Below are 16,588 nucleotides of genomic sequence, written 5' to 3'. Positions count from 1 at the left end.
GACGGTGCGGGAGTGGTGTGAGCCGAGGCGGCACCTGCCGTCGGCGCCCGGGGCGGACGTACGCCTTACAACTCCCCCGCTTCGCCCCGCAGGTCCGTGACGCGTTCCAGCAGGATCGGTTCCCAGGCGCGGCGCAGGCGGTGGCGGAGCAGGGGCAGCGGGTCACCGGTGGGGGTGTCGAGGCGGGTGGCGAGGTGGAGCAGTGCGTCGCAGCGGGCCAGCCACAGGCCGCGCAGGCAGGGGCGGGGCCCATAGCCGGCGAGGGTCGCGGCGCGTACGGCGGCGGGGGCGCCGACCGCGCGGGCGAGCCCGGCGATGTCCTCGGCGGGGTCGCCGGTCACCGCGTCGCCCCAGCCGAGCACCCCGCGCACCCTGCCGTCGTCGCCGACCACCAGGTGGGCGCCGGTGAGCGAGTGGTGGACGAGGACGGCCGCCCCCGGCTGCGCGGCGAGCTGTGCGGCGGCGGTGGCCGTGAACGGGGCGAGCCGGGCCGGGTCGAACTCGTCGGCCGCGCCCAGCCGCCGCGCGGCGCCGTCCGCGGATCCGCGCAGCGCGTCCAGGGGGCGTGGCGCCCGGCGCGGCACGCCGAGCGTCTCCGCCTGCCGTACGGGCACCTCGCGCAGCCCGGTCAGGAACGCCGCGAGGTCGGCCTCGCCGACGGCGGACACGCTCCGGTCCTCGGCACCGGCGCCGGTCAGCCGGGTGTCGAGGGTGTAGGCGCGGCCGGGGGCCCACTCGCCGTGGGCGACGCCGACGGGCACGGCGAGCGGCACGTACGGCCGGACCAGGTCGCGCAGCCGCAGCTCGCGGCGCCTGCGCACGGTGGCGTCGCGGTGGGACGCCAGTCGCAGGACGTACCGGCCGCCGACCCACCAGACGGTGCCGTCCTCGTCCTCGGCGGCGAGCCGCACCTCGGGGGCGCCACCCGGCCCGGACACCCCGGTGGGCGCCTCGTCGGGCGCCTCCTTCGCCAGGAGGGTGTCGACGAGCCGGCGTACGGTGTCCGCCGTCGGTGTGGGTGCCTGGGTCATGGTCGTCGCGCCGTTGTCGTCTCGGGGGTACGGGCCTCGCCGCCGGGGTCCGGCGGTTCGGGCTTCGCTTCCGGTGGCCGGGCGGCCGTCGTGCCGCGCGGGTCACTCGACGAGCACCATCTCCCGTTCGGTGTTGTTCAGGCGCCGGCCGCCGTCCTCGGTGACCGTCACGATGTCCTCGATGCGCACCCCGAAGCGTCCGGGCAGATAGATGCCGGGTTCGACGGAGAAGCACATGCCGGGGACGAGCGGCTGTTCCTCGCCCTCGATCATGTACGGCGGCTCGTGCGTGGTGACGCCGATGCCGTGCCCGGTGCGGTGGATGAAGTACTCGCCGTAGCCGGCGTCGGCGATGACCTCGCGGGCCGCCCGGTCGACGTCCTGGCAGGCGGCGCCGGGCCGCACCGCCCGGAATCCGGCCTCCTGGGCCTGCCGGACGATGTCGTGGACGCGGCGTTCCTCGTCGGTGGGCTCGCCGACGTGGACGGTGCGGGTGGTGTCGGAGCCGTAGCCGTGCTTGAGGCCGCCGAAGTCCAGAACGACCATGTCGCCGCGTTCGATGACGCGGTCGTCGGCCTCGTGGTGCGGGTTGGCGCCGTTGGGGCCGGAGCCGACGACGGTGAAGTCCACCTGGGAGTGGCCGTGGCGGAGCAGCAGTGCGGCGAGGTCGGCGGCGACCTCCCGCTCCCGGCGACCGGCGAAGGCCACCTTTCGGATCTCCTCGAACGCGGCGTCCGCGGCGGCGCCCGCCGCGGCGAGCCGCTCCAGTTCGGCGGCGTCCTTGACGGCGCGGAGCATCGGCAGCGCCTCGGTGAGCGCGACATGGTCCGAGTCCGGGAGCCGTCGGCGCAGGCCGAGCAGGTGCATCGCCCAGGCGTTGTCGCTGATCCCGAAGCGGCCGGCGGGTACGAGGAGGGAGCCGGCGGCCTCGTACGGGTCCTGGCCGTCGGTCCAGTCGCGCAGGGTGAGCGCGGGGCCGCCGGCGGAGCCGGCCGCGTCGGGAGCCTCCAGGGTCGGCACCACCAGGACGGGGTCCTGGCCGGCGCGCAGCACGAGGAGGGTGAGCCGCTCGGTCTCCACCGGCCGGTAGCCGGTCAGCCACAGCAGGTCCGGTCCGGGTGCGATCAGTACGCCGTCGAGCCCGGCGTCGGCGGCGCTCCTCGCGGCGCGGCGCATCCGGGCCGCGTAGTCGGCGGCGGTGAAGAGGGCGGGGTCACTCCCCGTGGCGACGGCCATCGTGCCTCCAAGGTCCACTGCCGCCATCCTGCCTCCCGGCGGGGGTGGATGCGAGTGGATTGCCTGTCACGGGCGCCGCCTCGAGCAGCGCTGGGCGCGACGGCGCCGCGCCGGGGGGGTGAACGGGCGGCCGGCGTGACGGTTTCCCTTGTCGCCGGGTGCGGGTTCGTCGTGGCCGGTCGCGCCCCGCGGCGGTTGCCGCGGATCGGCACAGCCCCGCGCCCCTTCACACACGGCCGGCGAGCCGCGCAGGCGTGTGGTCCGGGACGAAGCCGTGGGCTCTGCGGGCGAGGTAGTCCGCCCGGTAGCGGTCCACGTGCTGGTGCCAGTTGAGGATGCCGGACATCCAGTTCTGGAGTTGGACCACATACCCCTCCATCGTCGCCCGCGCGTCGGGAGAGAGGGCGAAGTCCTCGTAGAGGACGGGGAGTTCGTGCGCGGAGACGTGCTCGAACTGTTCCATCCGCTGGTTCATCAGGTCCCCGACGACACGCACCGCCTCGTCGTACCCGCAGCGGAAGAAGTTCTGCACGACGAGGACCCCGTTGTGGATCTCTCCCTCGTACTCGATCTCCTTCTGGTAGGAGAACACGTCGTTGAGGAGCACCGCGTAGTCCATCGCCGCGTTCTCCAGCGAGCAGATCGGCCCGCTGGTGTACACCTCGGCGGCCACGTTGGGCGCGTGTCCCATCCGGCACAGGTTCTTGGTGAGGTCGGAGCCGAAGGTGTCCCGGCGCATCTCCAGGTAGTCGACGGGGTCGGGGACGCGGTGCTGGGCCTGGTTGGACAGCTCCCACACCCAGCTCGCCGTCATCACGTCGACCGAGCGCCGCATCGTGCGGCGCTGGTCGAGGTCCATGCCGGCCGTGGTGCGCTGCCACAGGTCGGTCAGTGAGCGCTCCAGCGCGTTGGCCGGCACCAGCGGCGCCTCACCGTCGACCGGCATGCACGCCGACAGCCGTTCGGTGCACAGCTTCGCCCCGGCGAGGTCGCGTCGGTGGCCGTACATCACGGGGTAGTAGTCGTCGCCGTAGGTGCCCCAGGCGAGCCACTGGGAGGCGAGGTCGAGGGCCTCGGGGGTGGCGTCGGGGTGGAGGCCGGCGGCGCACAGGGGCAGGTCGCAGGAGGCGAGCTTGTCCTCGTCCCAGACGCCCTCGGAGAGCATGCCCGATGCGAACGCCCAGGGCAGCAGCCGGGCGCGGGCGCCGTCGAGGTGTTCGCTGAGCCGGAGCGTGAACGGCATGCGGATCTCGGGGATGCGGGAGGGGCCGACCTTCTGGAACGGGATGTGCGTGTGGGCGCGCAGCCGCTCGACACCGGCGTCGGCGAGCAGTCCCCGGACGTCGGCGGCAAAGGCACCCGTGGCCGGCAGGCCGAGGGGGCGGCGGGCCGCGAGGGCGCCCTCGTTCATGTAGCGGCTGGAGCGCAGGTGCCATTCGTGGCCGCCGGACTGCCAGTCCTGCAGTCCCCGCGTGTACGCCGCGATCGCCGCGACCTCGTCCGGTGCGAGGCCGTGCTCCAGGGCGAGTGCGGGGACCTCGGTGAGTGCCGTGTGCTCGAACTGGTGGAGCCGGGAGGTCAGGATGTCGTTGACCGTCTCGGCGGCCTGCTGCGTGGTGCAGCCGAAGAACGTCTCCAGGACGAGGACGCCGTTGCTCAGTTCGCCCTCGTCCTCGACCTCGCGCTGGTAGGAGAAGAGGTCGTTGCGCAGGTGGACGCCGTCGGAGAACGTCTCCATCAGGACCCGCAGCGGGCGCGAGCGGGCGACGCGCGCGGGGACCTCGGCGGTGGCGTACTCCACGAGGCCGGCGGACCAGGGGGCGCCGCCGACCTTGCGGCGCATCTCGATGTACTCGACGGGGTTGGCGATCCGCCCCTCGTTGATGTTGGACAGCTCCCACAGGGACTCGTTGAGCAGGTGTTCGGTGGCGACGGCGAAGCGGCGCCGCCAGTCGGCCGACATCGCCGGGACCGTACGGGCCCACAGGTCGGCGAGACCCGCCTCGACCGGGTTCTGCGGCTCGGGCACGGGGGTGGCGGGGTCGGCCGGCATGAACAGGGGCAGCCGGTCCAGGTGCGCCTTGCCGGCCGCGCGGTCCTGGGTGCGCTTGAACAGCTCCAGGAAGTGGTCGTCGAAGAAGAACACCCACACGTACCAGTCGGTGATGAGCGAGAGGGCCGGACCGTCGCAGTCGGGGTGCGTGTACGCGCACAGCAGGCCGTAGTCGTGCGCGTCGAGGTCGGACTGTTCCCAGACGCCGGAGCCCTCGAGCATGCCCCTCTCGCGCGCCCAGGCGGTCGAGTGCGCGCGCGCCTCGTCGAGGTGCGGATTGAGCCGCGCGGGATACGGCATGTAGAAGTGCGGGAGGCGGAACGGCTGCGTCATGGCCGGGTCCTGCCCAGGGCTCCGGCCGCGCATCCGGACGGCGGAACATGATCACACCATCGCGTGAAGCGGTGGCGCGGGGTTGTCGGGGTGGTACCGGGGCGCGTCAGGGGGATGTACGGGGCTCGTCAGGGGCGCACCTGGATCAGCGCGTGCGCCCCGCTGGTGCGCCAGCGCTGCCCCTCCGTCTCGACGAGGGTGGTCTCCGTGTGCGGGTCGAGTCCGGTGATCACGTCGGACTTCAGGGTGCGCAGCGCCACCACCGGGCCGGGGAAGTACGCGGTCGGCCGGGCGAACGGCGTGGTCGGCGGCCAGAGCCGGTCGCCCACCAGGCGGCGGTAGTTGAGGTCGCCCTTGAGGATCGTGAGGTCGGCGGCGGCGAACTCGCGGCGCAGGTCGTCGGGCATGTCGGCGTACGGCAGGGGCGCGCAGGAGAACGGGTGGGCACGCAGGACGAGCCGGCCGCCGGCCAGCGCCGACCACAGCCGGCGCCCGGCGGCACCCGCCTCGCCGGGCGCGCGGTGCAGCCGGTCGATCGCGTCCAGGACGTCGGCGGTGGTCGCGTCGGAGACGTAGTAGGGGTGGGGTTTGACGTGCAGCACGGCGCGCTCGGCGCCGCCGTGGCGCAGCAGATGGTCGACGAGCAGCAGGTCGGGGACGAGTTCGCGCCCGGCGTTGTCGGCGACCAGGCACAGGGTGGGGACGGGCAGCATCGACCACAGTGTCTCGCTGTCGTCGGCGACGAGGCGGGCGTCGGCGGCGGGCCCGGCGCCCGTGCCCGCTCCGTGGCCGCTCTCGACGGAGAGCCGGAAGCCGAGGTCCGCGCTGTTGCCCCACAGGGAGCCGTGCAGCAGGGCGGCGGCGCGCTCGGCCGGCGGGCGGTCGGCGAGCGCGTCGAGGGCCGCGAGTTCCTCGTCGGTCTCCGGCCCGGCGAGCTCGGCGAGTTTGAACGGGCGGAACGGGTCGACGCCGCGCCAGGGCCCGGTGCCGAAGTAGCCGAGCGCGTCGAGGAAGCGGCGGTAGAAGTAGCTCTCGGCCCACAGGAACGGCGCCGCGAACCAGGAGCGGCCGAGGTGCTCGGCCAGCCCCCACTCCTCCGTCCAGCGCTCGGCGTCCCGGGCACCGGGTTCGGGCGGTTCGACCACGCCCTTGAGGTGGTTGTCGAGCAGCGCGGTGAGCGCGGCCCGCTCGTCGGGGCCGTAGGGGACGGTGTCCAGGACGCGGGCGACGAGCGCGGGGTGGCGTTCCGCCAGGACGCCGTGGGGGAAGGAGGCGGGGTCGTCGCTCACGATCACGGGGGCGGGGGCGGCGGCCTCAGACATGGTTCTCTGCTCCTCGGGGACGGGGGAGGGTCCCGGGCGGCACGTCGGCCGTACGGGCCCGTTCCTCCAGCTCCCCGCCGTACCCCGCCTCGGTCCACACCAGTTTCCGGAACTGTTCCGGCGTCAGCCGACCCTGCCACGGTTCGCCGCCGGGGCAGGAGACCGACGCGCAGCCGGGACAGTGGTGCGCCGGTCGCCACAGGGCGTCGGCGCGGGGCTCGCCGGCGGTGACGGCGGCGCGGCCGCGGGTCTCGTTGCGGACGACGAGCGCGGTGCCGGTCAGCGCGATGAGGGCGAGGAGGGTGCCGCCGACGGTGGGCACGGTGGTGTGGCCGGCGAGGCCGCCCTGGGCGAGGGCGATCCCCACGCCGGCCATGATCAGGCCTTCGACGGCGTGGAGGGCGGTGGTGCCGCGGGAGGCGACCGCGGGGGCCTTGGCGAGGCGGTCGGCGAGGTCGTCGTGGAGGGAGGCGGGGTCCGCGACGGTGTCGGCGACGCGGCGGGTGGGTGCGCCGCACCCGGCGCACACCGGTGGGGCCGGCGGGGCCGGCGGTGGGGGCGTCTGACTCGGCATCCGCCCACGCTAGCGGGGCGAAAGGTGTTTCGCCCCCGCCGCCCCTGCCGCCCCTGCCCGTCCCGTCCCGTCCCTCCAAGGGGCTCCGCCCCTTTCACCCCGAGAGGGGGAGTCGGGGGCGGACGGGGAGAGCTCGTGGGTGGTGAGGGCTCGGGTGAGTGCGTGCGTGGGCGGGTGCGGGTGCGTTGTGGCTGGTCGCGCAGTTCCCCGCGCCCTTCAAAGGGCGCTGCGCCCCTTCCAGGGTGCGGGGAACTGCGCGATCTTTTCGGGGGTCCGGGGGGCGGAGCCCTCGGGTCAGTTGACGTACACCGTCGGGGAGCCGGCCTGGCTCGTGTCGGTGACCGGGGCGTACGTCGCCGTGAAGTAGCCGTTGGCGAAGCACAGCGACGACCCGGACACCTTCGTGAAGTGCTGCGCACTGAACGCGATGCCGTTCGCGGCCTCGTCCACCGTGCCGTTCAGACTCGGCGCCTGGTACACGCACGTGATGCTGCCCAGCAGGGTCCGCAGCTTCACCGTCGTCTGGATGGTGGACCCGGCCGGCGGGGTCACGGTCACCGCCCCGTCCGAGGTGACGGTCGTGCCGTAGGGCAGATGCTCGACGGTGATGCCGGTCACCCCGGTCACACCGATGACGTTGCTGGAGCAGCTGCCCGCGTCGAAGGTGTGCCCGGTCAGCGACTCGGTCGCGGTGCCCGGCGCCGCCGGGTTGTCGGTGACGGTGGCGGTGAAGGCCGAGGAGGTGCAGGACACCCCGCTGGTGCCGGTGGCACTGGAGTAGAGCGTGGCCGACGTGCCACTGGCGAGCGACGCGTTGAGCACGTCGCCGACGGAGACGGCGTCGCCGCCCGCGCCGCCGGTGGTGAGGACCGTGTCGGCCGCGGTGGCCGGCGAGGCCGTGGCCAGCGCGAAGGCCGTGGCGGCACCGGCAAGGGCGAGGAGGGTACGGGTGCGGGTCGTACGCATGGGGATGCCTCTTCTCGGGAGTGGGGAGAGGTGCGTGTTCTCGGAGTGGGGAGAGGTGCGAGAAGGTCGCCGCCGATCCCGTGACGCCTTCTCCGTACGTGACGGGGCCGACGGCGGCAGGGCGGACCGGACACGGGCCGCGGACAGGGGATGGTCCGGGGCCGTGCCGGTGCCGCGGAAGGAGCGGATCGTGCGCGGTGAAGAATCCGTGCGCCGCACGGCGCGCAGAGGTGTCACATATGCCCCGAGAGGCGGGGCCGGGAGAGTGACGTGCGCCGTACGGACGGATCCGGCGCCACGGATCCGCAGGAAAACAGAGGCAGTTGTAGACCTGATGCTCCGTCACCGTCAAGGGTTCGCGCGGGAGTTCGTCGGACGAACCGCCACCTGCCGGGCGTGCGCGCAGGTCAGCCCGGACGCGGCCGGAAGGCCCCCGACACGCGATCACCACAATCAACATCCCTCTGCCACAGCTCTCTTGACCCCTTGGTGTAACCATCGGTAACTTCCTTGATGGCTACTGCCGCGTAACGAGCAAGCCCTTGTGCACGCCGGGAGGCGGGAGGAGGCGTGCGCGGCAGGCGCTGTCCGCGCCAGGACAACGCGCCAGTGAATCCGGTTAGGTTCCCTCCGCATTGACTGCGCCCAGGAGTAGACATGGCCTCGTCCTCGGACCACACGGCATCCACCGCCGGCCTGCCCGAGCCCCCGGAGAGCGGTTCCGCCGGGGGCGAAAGACGCGGACGCGTACGTCTGCGTCGCGCCGCCGTCCTGGCGGTGCCCGCCACCGCGATCGCGGCGGGACTGATCGTCGCGACCGCCCAGGGTGCGCTGGGTGTGCAGTTCTTCATCTCCGGCATGCCGTTCACGGTCACCGCGACCGAGCTCGACGGCACCGGGTTCGAACAGTTCGGTGATCTCGACAGCATGACGGAGGACAGCCCCAACGCCGGCGACACAGGCGGGCAGGTGCTGGTCATCACCTCCGCGATCAAGAAGGCGACGCTCACCAAGCTCTGCCAGAGCGTGGACCTCGGCGGCACGAATCTGCTGATCACCGCGGGGGGCGGGGACACCAAGGTGACAGCCCGGGACCTCACCACCGACTCCACGCAGCTCTCGGGCGACGCGGCGTTCAAGAACATCGAGATCGGCAACGACGCGAGCACCATGTCCAAGGCCGGGGTGCAGGGCAGGCCGGGGGTGTTCGGGCAGCAGGCCGACACCGTGCACATCAAGAACCTGCGGCAGACCAACTACGCCACCACGGCGGGGGTCTTCAAGCTGCCGGGGCTGAAGATGCGCTTCTCCGACTCCGGGTGCTGACGTGGGTGCCGGTGGTGGCGGGTTCCGCGGCTGGCGGGCGCGGCGCCCGTTCTGGGGCGGTGTGCTGCTGACCCTGGGGGGCGGGGAGATCCTGCTCACCGAAAAGGCGTCGATGAAGGTGGTGCTGCATGTCGGCATGCAGGGCGTGGCGGGATATCTGCTGCCGACGGTGATGGTGCTGTGCGGCGTGCTGACACTGCTGAGCCCCGGTCAGCGGTTGTTCTACTCGCTGGTGGGCGCCCTGTCGGCGCTGGGCACGTGGCTGACGTCGAACCTGGGCGGGTTCCTGGTGGGACTGCTGCTGGGGCTGGTCGGGGCCTGTCTGATCTTCGGGTGGATGCCGGACCAGGAGCCGCGCGGCAGGTGGTTGCGGCGACGGAACAAGCAGAACAAGAGGAACCGGGGGGCCGAGGGGGATACGGCCCCGACGTGGGCGACATCGGCCGGTGCCGCACGGATCCCCGCGCCCCGCGCGGGCGGCTCTACGCCGCCGTTTCCTCCCGCACCGTGAAACTCGCGCCGTCGGGGTCCGTCAGGACCGCTTCGCGCGCGCCGTCCGCCCACCGCACCACGCCTCCCCCGTGCGCCCGCGCCGCCGCCACGCACGCCGGTACGTCGTCCACGGTGAAGTGGACCTGCCAGTGCGGGCGGATCGTGGGGTCCGGGGCGGCGCCCAGCGCGCCCGAGTGGATGCGGGCCACCGTCTCCCCGGCGCTGCGCAGGACGACCTCCGCGCCGTCGTACTGCACCTCGCAGCACCCCTCGCTCCCGGTCGCCCACTGCAGCACCTCGCCGTAGAAGATCGCCGCGTCGAAGGCGTCCCGGGTGTGCAGGCGGACGGAGACCGGGGCGGCCTTGCGCCACTCCTCCCAGCCGGTCGCCAACTGCCCCTCCCAGATGCCGAAGACGGCTCCGTCCCGGTCGGCCAGGACGGCGGCGCGGCCCGGCGGGAAGGCGAGCGGGCCGACCGCCGTCGTACCGCCGCGCTCCCTGCTGCGGGCCACCGCGTCGTCCGCGCTCGGCACGGCGAAGTACGGCGTCCAGGCAGCCGCCATCCGGTACACCGAGGCGACGGCGGCCAGGCCCGCGACGGGCACGTCGTCGGCCAGCGCCGTGCGGAACCGTGCGCCGAGGCGGCCGGTGCGGAAGGTCCAGCCGAGCACCGCCGTGTAGAACGCCCCGGCGACGTCGAGGTCGCGGGTCGTCAGACTCACCCAGCACGGCGCTCCGAAGACCGAGTCGCTGGAGAGGACCGCGTGCGGGAGTGTGCTGTCGCTGTCAGTGTTCATGGTCCTACCGTCCTGCCATCCCTTCCGCCCGGGCGCAACCGGAGAACCCCGGGTACCCCGCGGCGGACGGTTCAGCCCACGGAGGCCGGTGACCATCGCGGGGTGATGCCCGCGAGACGGCAGGTGAGGAAGTACAGCGGGAGCGGCGGGGTGTAGGGCGAGTCGTGGTCGGGCCGGTGGATCAGCCGGACCCGCCCGGCCGGACCCCGGCCGCGCCGCCCGGTGAGCGTCGCACCGACGGCGTACCGCGTGGAGGACGGCCAGGCCACCCCGATCTGGGACCCCGTGGGGACGACCCACCACCATTGGCGGTCGTCGGCGAAGACGCAGCCGATGCGGGGCAGACACTCCATGATCCGTCTGCCGTGCTCGGGTGTGGTGCCCACCGCGTCGTGGCCGAGTCCGCCGGACAGGTCGTCGGGGATCGGCAGACCGAGGGTGCCCGGGGGCGTCTCGGGGATGGCGGGACCGGGCGTGCGCGGGGGCGCGTCGGCGATCGGGACGCCGTGCATGTGGCGGCGTGCGTCGGGGAGCCGCTCGGGCCGGGGGCAGGGGTCAGGGGTGCGCTGAGGGTTCATGCGGGTGCGTTCCTTCGGCCAGGCGGGGGACGGGCCGGATGTCGTGCACGGAGGCGGAGGGCGCCAGGGAGGTGACGGCCGGCGCCAGGGTCGGTACGGGGGTGAAGCCCAGGGCCGGGTCCTGGTCGAGGTCGGGGTCGGGGCCCTCGGGGATCAGCTCCGCCCAGACGATGCGGCCGGGCCCGTACGGGCTGTCCCGTACGCCCCAGTCGCTGCTGAGCACGCCGACCAGCATCAGCCCCCGGCCGCCCTGGTCGTCGGGGCGGGAGATGCGCTGCTCGGGCAGGGTGGGGCCGCGGCTCTCGTCCTCGACCTCGATGCGGATACGGTCACCGTCCGTGCGCAGCCTGCACACGATGCGGTCGCTCGCGGTGTGCATCACCGCGTTGGTGACCAGCTCCGAGGTGACGAGGACGGCGTTGTCGCAGGTCTCGGGGTCGAACTCCCAGTCCTCCAGGAGGCCGCGCACATGGCCGCGGGCGAGTCCGACGGAGGCGGGGGCGGCCGGGAGTCCGAAGATGCCCGCCCGGGGTGCGGGCCGGCCGGAGCCCGGGGGCCGGCCCAACGGCTGCGGGGAGGAGGGCGGAGCCATCGCCGTTCGCCTTTCGTCTGCCGTCGCACCGCGGACGGTGCCGGTGCGCTGCCGCCCGTGCGTCGTCGCGGGTCCGGGGTGGCCCGCCATGGTCACGGGGCCCTGTCGGCCCGCGTCGGAACGGGACCGGCAGCAGTCCCATGTCCCCCCACCGGACTGCGCGTGTCGCCGTTCGCCGATGCCTGACGGTATGGACACTGTGGCACCTGCCAACGACGGCCCGCAACCGGCAAGTTGAAAATTGCAATGTGTGGGGCACAAGCCGCCTCGGCGGGCGGACGGTCGTGACAGACTGTGACTCCGCACATGATGTGTGCCCGAGGTGAACCCGACGTGAGGGGGTGGCGTGACCGCGGAGACCGACTGGGGCGGAGCGCCGTCCGTGCTGCGCATGATCCTCGGCCGTCAGCTCGAGGAACTGCGCAGCCGGGCCGGGCTCACCTTCGAGGAGGCCGGTGAGGCGATCGGCGTCAGCCACTCGACGATCCGGCGGATGGAGTCCGCGAAGGTGGCCCGGCTGCGGCTGCCGGACGTCGAGAAACTGCTGCAGACGTACGGCGTCACCGACCAGCAGGAGATCGACACCTTCCTCAAGTCCGCGCGCGAGGCCAACAAGCGCGGCTGGTGGCACACCTACCGGGACGTGCTGCCGGACTGGTTCGCGGCGTATCTGAGCCTGGAGCAGGCGGCCCTGCAGATCCGTGCCTACGAGCCGCAGTTCGTGCCGGGGCTGCTGCAGACGGAGGCGTACGCGCGGGCGCTGATCACCGCCGGGAACCCGCACGCGTCGGCCGAGGCGACCGAGCGGCGGGTGCAGCTGCGGATGCGGCGGCAGGAGCTGCTGTCACGGCCGACGGTGCCGCGGGTGTGGGTGGTGCTGGACGAGACGGTGCTGCGGTGGCCGGTGGGCGGTACGGAGGTGATGCGGGAGCAGATCGACCACCTCACGGAGGTCAACCGGCTGCCACAGGTGACGGTGCAGATCATGCCCTTCGCCAACGGTCCGCACCCGGCGATGCGGGCGGGTGCCTACCACGTGTTCCGGTTCCGGGCCCGGGAACTGCCGGACATCGTGTACCTGAACGGGATGGTGGGCGCCGTCTATCTGGACAAACGGGACGACGTGGTGGTGTACCGCGAGGCGCTGGACCGGCTCGGTGCGCAGGCGGCACCGGCCCGCATGACCGAGTCCGTGCTCCGTGAGATCCGCAAGGAACTGTGAACGGACCTGGTCAGCAAGGGACTTGGGGTTCCCGGGGTACTTGAGGGTTCCCGGAAACTCCTGGTCTCCTGTGGACGTTGCCACTTCACCTACGACGTGATGGGAGGGCCGCGTTGCCCGACAACGGATGGCCTGCCGACCGTATCGACACCGAGAGCGCGCATTCCGCGCGCATCTACGACTACATCCTGGGCGGGAAGGACTACTACCCGGCCGACAAGGAGGCGGGCGACGCCATGGCGCGGGAGTGGCCGGCGCTCCCGATCCACATGCGCGCCAACCGCGACTGGATGAACCGCGCGGTGCGGTGGCTGGCCGAGGAGGCCGGGATCCGGCAGTTCCTCGACATCGGCACCGGCATCCCCACCTCCCCCAACCTGCACGAGATCGCCCAGTCGGTGGCGCCCGCGTCCCGGGTGGTCTACGTCGACAACGACCCGATCGTGCTGACCCTCTCCCAGGGGCTGCTGGCCAGCACGCCCGAGGGGAAGACCGCGTACGTCGAGGCGGACATGCGGGACCCGGGGAGCATCCTGGACGCGCCGGAACTGCGGGAGACGCTCGACCTGTCGCAGCCGGTGGCCCTGACAGTCATCGCGATCGTCCACTTCATGCTCGACGTGGACGACGCGGTGGGGGTCGTACGGCGGCTGCTGGAGCCGCTGCCGTCGGGGAGCTACCTGGCGATGACCATCGGCACCGCCGAGTTCGCACCGCAGGAGGTCGGACGGGTGGCCCGCGAGTACGAGGCGCGGAACATGCCGATGCGGCTGCGGACGATCGACGAGGCGCACGAGTTCTTCGCGGGCCTCGACCTGGTCGAGCCCGGCATCGTCCAGGTGCACAAGTGGCACCCGGACGGGACGGGTGAGCAGGGGATCAGGGACGAGGACATCGCGATGTACGGAGCGGTGGCCCGAAAGGGCTGACCCTTTCGGGCCGGGGGGTGGGGAGGCGGTCGGCCCGGCCGGCGGGGGTGGGGGGATGCGTTTCCCTCGCTGGGGGCGGGCGGGGCCCCTCTGCCCCCGCATACGCGGCGATGCCCCTGCCCCCGGATGGGGAGGCGGTTCCCCCTGGCCGGGCGCGGTACGGCTCCCGCGGTGCGGGGGCGTTGTGGTTGCGCGCGGTTCCCCGCACCCCTTCACGGGGGTGAGGCCCCCGGATGCCAGGAAGTGGCCCCTGGCCGGGCGGCACGGCCCCCACCGTGCGGGTGCGTTGTGGTTGCGCGCGGTTCCCCGCGCCCCTGTGCGCGGTGGGTCACAGGTGGGCCAGGTGCGGGAGTAGGTCTGTTGCCTCGGAGATGTCGGGGGTCAGGGGGCGGTCCTCCGTTTGTGGGGGGAGGACGGCGGATGCCACGGTGAATGCCGGCATGTCCGGCGTGGTGCCGCTCAGGCGCAGCGCCCGTACTGCCACCACGAGCTCGCAGGCCAGGACCGTACGGTAGGCGTCCACCGCGCGCAGGGCCTGGCGGGCCGCCTGGGAGGCGAAGCCGGCCGCCTCCTCCAGGCCGTGGGAGAGCACGGCGTGGCCCGCCGAGGCGGGGGACGCCGACGCGCGCAGTTCGGCGAGGGCGGAGTGCGCGGTGTACTCCATGATCATCGTGCCGGAGCTCCCGGCGGGGCCCTCGGCGAGGAAGGCGGGCAGCCCGGTGAGGTCCGCGCGGCCGAGCCCGGCCAGTCGCGCGGCGGAGAGCTGGGCGGTGCCGAGCAGGGCGAGGTCGGCTGCGTCGAGGGCGAGGCCCAGAGGTGCGGCGTAGAAGCCGCCGTGGTGGTAGGCGGTGTCCTCGTCGGGGACGATGAGCGGGTTCTCGGTGGGGCAGTTGATCTCGGTCTCGACGACGTGCCGCAGCCGTTCGGCGGCGTCGAGCGCGGCACCGTGCACCTGCGGGAAGGCGCGGAAGCCGTAGGGGTCCTGGACGCGCCGCCCGCCGCCGGGCGGGGGCCGGTCGGGCAGGCCGAGCAGCCGCCGCACCTCGGCGGCCGCGCGCGCGGGGCCCGGGTAGGGACGTACCGCGTGCACGGGCGCGGCGTACGCCTCGGTCGAACCGGAGACGGCGAGGAGCGACAGCGCGGCCACGGCGTGCGCGGCCCGCAGCAGCACCGTGAGGTCGTGGCAGGCGAGCGCTGCCTGGCCGAGGGTGAGCGCGCTGCTGCTGAGCAGCGCGAGCGCGTCCCCGGGCCGCAGCATGACGGGCGCGGGCAGACCCGCACCCGCCGCCGGGGCGGCACGCGGTCGCGGGGCGGGCTGCGGTCGGGGCGCAGTCGTGCCGGACTGCGGCTGCGCAATGGCCTGCGGCTGCGGGGCCGCCTGCGGTCGGGAGGCGGCCGTGCCGGACCGCGGTCGACGCGGGACGGGTATCGGGGAGCCGTCCTCGTACGGGCCGACGCCGCGCGGGGAACCGGCGCGCGGGTGCCCGGCGCCCGGTCCGGACGCGTCACTCGGGGCGCCCAGCCAGGGGTGTTCGCCAAGGAGGGCGAGGCCGGTCTGGGCCAGGGCCGTGAGGTCGCCCGTGCCCACCGAGCCGTACTCCGTGATCGCCGGGTGGACGCCCAGGCGCAGTGCCTCGGCGAGGGCCTCGACGAAGTCGGGGTGGATGCCGGAGCCGCCGGCCAGGAGCTGGTTGGCACGGACGGCGAGCATCGCGCGCGCCTGCCGGGCGGGCAGCACCGCGCCCGCGCCGCCCGCGTGGCTGCGCAGCAGGCGCAGGCCGTGGCCGGCCAGGTCGGCCTCGTCGACGGCGATCTGCCGGTGGGCGCCGACCCCGGTGCCGCGCCCGTAGAGCCGGCCGCGCGCGGCGAGCCGCTCGGCCGCCTGCCAGGCGTGCCGGACCCGGGCGAGCGGCTCGGCGGGGACGTCCGGCACGGCGTCGTGGTCGGCGAGCCGGACCACGCCGCCGACGTCCAGCCCGGCACCGTCCAGGACGACGCGGGCGTGCGCCCCCGTCCCGTCCGGCAGGCCCCGGGCACCCTCGGCGGAGGGCGCCCGGGTCGGCTCGTCGGCGGTCGTGCTCACGCGCGGTGCTCCCGCGTCAGCCGAGGCCGGCGGACTTCAGCCAGGTCTTGGCCACGTCCAGCGGGTCCTTGTTCTCGAGCTGCACCTTCGCGTCCAGGTCCAGCAGCGCGGCCGTGTCGAGCTTGGCCGAGACCGCGTTCAGCGCGGCCGCGGCCTCCTTGGAGAGTCCGCCCTTGTAGACGAGCGGCTGCACGTTCTCGAACCCGAAGAGGTTCTCCGGGTCCTGGAGGACGACGAACTTCTCCTTGGTGATGGTCGGGTCGGTGGTGAAGAGGTCGGCCGCCTGGACCGTGTTCTTCTTCAGCGCCGCCTGGGTGAGCGGGCCGCCCGCGTCGAGCGCCTTGAAGGACTTGAACTCCACGCCGTACACCGACTTCAGGCCCTTGAGGCCCTGCTGTCGGGTCTGGAACTCCGGGGAGCCGCCGATGACCAGGTCGGACGCGATGTCCTTGAGGTCGGCGATGGTGGACTTGTCGGTCAGCCCGTGCTTCTTCGCGGCGTCCGCGTTGACCGTGACCGAGTCCTTGTCCTGCGCGGCGGCCGGCTCCAGGAGCTCCAGCTTCTTGTCCAGCTTCGCGTTGATCGCGGCGGTGGTCTCGGCGACCGTCTTCGGGGTGGCCTTGGCGTCGAGGTAGGCCAGCAGCGCGCCGTTGTACTCGGGCAGCACGGTGATGGAGCCGTTCTTCAGCAGACCGTAGGTGGTCTCGCGGCTGCCGATGTTGGGCTTGTAGTCGACCTTGACGCCCTTGGCCTTCAGCGCCTCGCCGTAGATGTCGGCGAGGAGGATGCTCTCGGCGAAGTTGTTGGAGCCGACGACGACCGTGTCGCCGCCCGACTTCTCGCCCGCGAGCGGATCGTCGCTCTTGTCGTCCGATCCGCACCCCGCCGCCAGGAGGGCCGTGGCGGCGGCGAGCGCTACGGCCGCCGCTCCGGATCGTCTCTTACTGGACCTGCTGCTCTTCGCGGTAGTCACAATTCCCGTTCCGGACTTTGGGGTGGAGGGCGGGCACGGCCGCACAGGCGCGAGGCCTCGGGGCACATGCCGAGGACGACG

At 73.4% G+C, this 16,588-nt stretch carries 15 protein-coding genes; 4 read left to right on the top strand and 11 right to left on the bottom strand.

The window, feature by feature from the left end; genetic code table 11:
• Positions 1-65: 65 nt before the first annotated feature.
• The 6 genes from QFZ64_RS27060 to QFZ64_RS27035 form a co-directional block, all read right to left on the bottom strand.
• On the bottom strand, positions 66-1,031 hold the full coding sequence (locus QFZ64_RS27060; protein WP_307070062.1) for an aminoglycoside phosphotransferase family protein: 966 nt from the start codon (positions 1,029-1,031) through the stop codon (positions 66-68).
• A 102-nt stretch (positions 1,032-1,133) separates the two neighbouring features.
• Positions 1,134-2,267 carry an aminopeptidase P family protein gene (locus QFZ64_RS27055; protein WP_307070060.1) on the bottom strand — a complete coding sequence of 378 codons (1,134 nt, stop codon included), beginning with the start codon at positions 2,265-2,267 and terminating at the stop codon, positions 1,134-1,136.
• Positions 2,268-2,493: 226 nt separating this feature from the next.
• Positions 2,494-4,653, bottom strand: a complete 2,160-nt coding sequence (gene cyc2 / locus QFZ64_RS27050) for a germacradienol/geosmin synthase Cyc2 (RefSeq protein WP_307070057.1) — start codon at positions 4,651-4,653, stop codon at positions 2,494-2,496.
• A 128-nt stretch (positions 4,654-4,781) separates the two neighbouring features.
• Complete coding sequence (locus tag QFZ64_RS27045; protein ID WP_307070055.1) at positions 4,782-5,975, bottom strand: damage-control phosphatase ARMT1 family protein; 1,194 nt, start codon at positions 5,973-5,975, stop codon at positions 4,782-4,784.
• Entirely contained in the window at positions 5,968-6,549 is a 582-nt protein-coding gene (locus tag QFZ64_RS27040; RefSeq protein ID WP_307070052.1) for a hypothetical protein, read from the bottom strand. Before QFZ64_RS27040 ends, QFZ64_RS27045 begins: the two co-directional genes overlap by 8 nt.
• A gap of 294 nt (positions 6,550-6,843) precedes the next feature.
• Positions 6,844-7,515, bottom strand: coding sequence for a Tat pathway signal sequence domain protein (locus tag QFZ64_RS27035; RefSeq protein WP_307070050.1), 672 nt, complete (start codon positions 7,513-7,515; stop codon positions 6,844-6,846).
• A gap of 657 nt (positions 7,516-8,172) precedes the next feature.
• Here QFZ64_RS27035 and QFZ64_RS27030 point away from each other — a divergent pair.
• A complete protein-coding gene (locus QFZ64_RS27030; protein WP_307070048.1) occupies positions 8,173-8,841 on the top strand; it encodes a DUF6230 family protein in 669 nt (222 codons plus the stop codon).
• Position 8,842: 1 nt separating this feature from the next.
• Entirely contained in the window at positions 8,843-9,352 is a 510-nt protein-coding gene (locus QFZ64_RS27025) for a DUF6114 domain-containing protein (RefSeq protein ID WP_307070045.1), read from the top strand.
• Here QFZ64_RS27025 and QFZ64_RS27020 read toward each other — a convergent pair.
• The 3 genes from QFZ64_RS27020 to QFZ64_RS27010 form a co-directional block, all read right to left on the bottom strand.
• Positions 9,324-10,130 carry a VOC family protein gene (locus QFZ64_RS27020; protein ID WP_307070043.1) on the bottom strand — a complete coding sequence of 269 codons (807 nt, stop codon included), beginning with the start codon at positions 10,128-10,130 and terminating at the stop codon, positions 9,324-9,326. The two genes, QFZ64_RS27025 and QFZ64_RS27020, sit on opposite strands and share 29 nt — an antisense overlap.
• Positions 10,131-10,201: 71 nt before the next feature.
• Positions 10,202-10,708 (bottom strand): hypothetical protein, encoded by a 507-nt coding sequence (locus tag QFZ64_RS27015; protein ID WP_307070041.1) that lies wholly within the window; start codon positions 10,706-10,708, stop codon positions 10,202-10,204.
• On the bottom strand, positions 10,686-11,300 hold the full coding sequence (locus tag QFZ64_RS27010; RefSeq protein WP_307070039.1) for an ATP-binding protein: 615 nt from the start codon (positions 11,298-11,300) through the stop codon (positions 10,686-10,688). The genes QFZ64_RS27015 and QFZ64_RS27010 overlap by 23 nt, the downstream gene beginning before the upstream one ends.
• Before the next feature lie 346 nt (positions 11,301-11,646).
• Here QFZ64_RS27010 and QFZ64_RS27005 point away from each other — a divergent pair, with 346 nt between their 5' ends.
• Together QFZ64_RS27005 and QFZ64_RS27000 are read left to right on the top strand one after the other, a co-directional pair.
• Positions 11,647-12,522, top strand: coding sequence for a helix-turn-helix transcriptional regulator (locus QFZ64_RS27005; RefSeq protein WP_307070038.1), 876 nt, complete (start codon positions 11,647-11,649; stop codon positions 12,520-12,522).
• A 113-nt stretch (positions 12,523-12,635) separates the two neighbouring features.
• On the top strand, positions 12,636-13,451 hold the full coding sequence (locus tag QFZ64_RS27000; protein ID WP_307070036.1) for an SAM-dependent methyltransferase: 816 nt from the start codon (positions 12,636-12,638) through the stop codon (positions 13,449-13,451).
• A 328-nt stretch (positions 13,452-13,779) separates the two neighbouring features.
• Here QFZ64_RS27000 and QFZ64_RS26995 read toward each other — a convergent pair whose 3' ends face one another.
• On the bottom strand, positions 13,780-15,534 hold the full coding sequence (locus tag QFZ64_RS26995) for an aromatic amino acid lyase (protein WP_307070033.1): 1,755 nt from the start codon (positions 15,532-15,534) through the stop codon (positions 13,780-13,782).
• A gap of 16 nt (positions 15,535-15,550) precedes the next feature.
• The gene (locus tag QFZ64_RS26990; RefSeq protein WP_307071884.1) at positions 15,551-16,510 is read right to left on the bottom strand and encodes an ABC transporter substrate-binding protein; all 960 of its coding nucleotides are present in this window, start codon (positions 16,508-16,510) and stop codon (positions 15,551-15,553) included.
• Positions 16,511-16,588: the final 78 nt, after the last annotated feature.

The organism is Streptomyces sp. B3I8 (genome assembly GCF_030816915.1).
Classification (GTDB): domain Bacteria; phylum Actinomycetota; class Actinomycetes; order Streptomycetales; family Streptomycetaceae; genus Streptomyces.
Note: the sequence above shows the minus strand (reverse complement) of the source record. Positions and strands in the feature narration are given on the sequence as shown.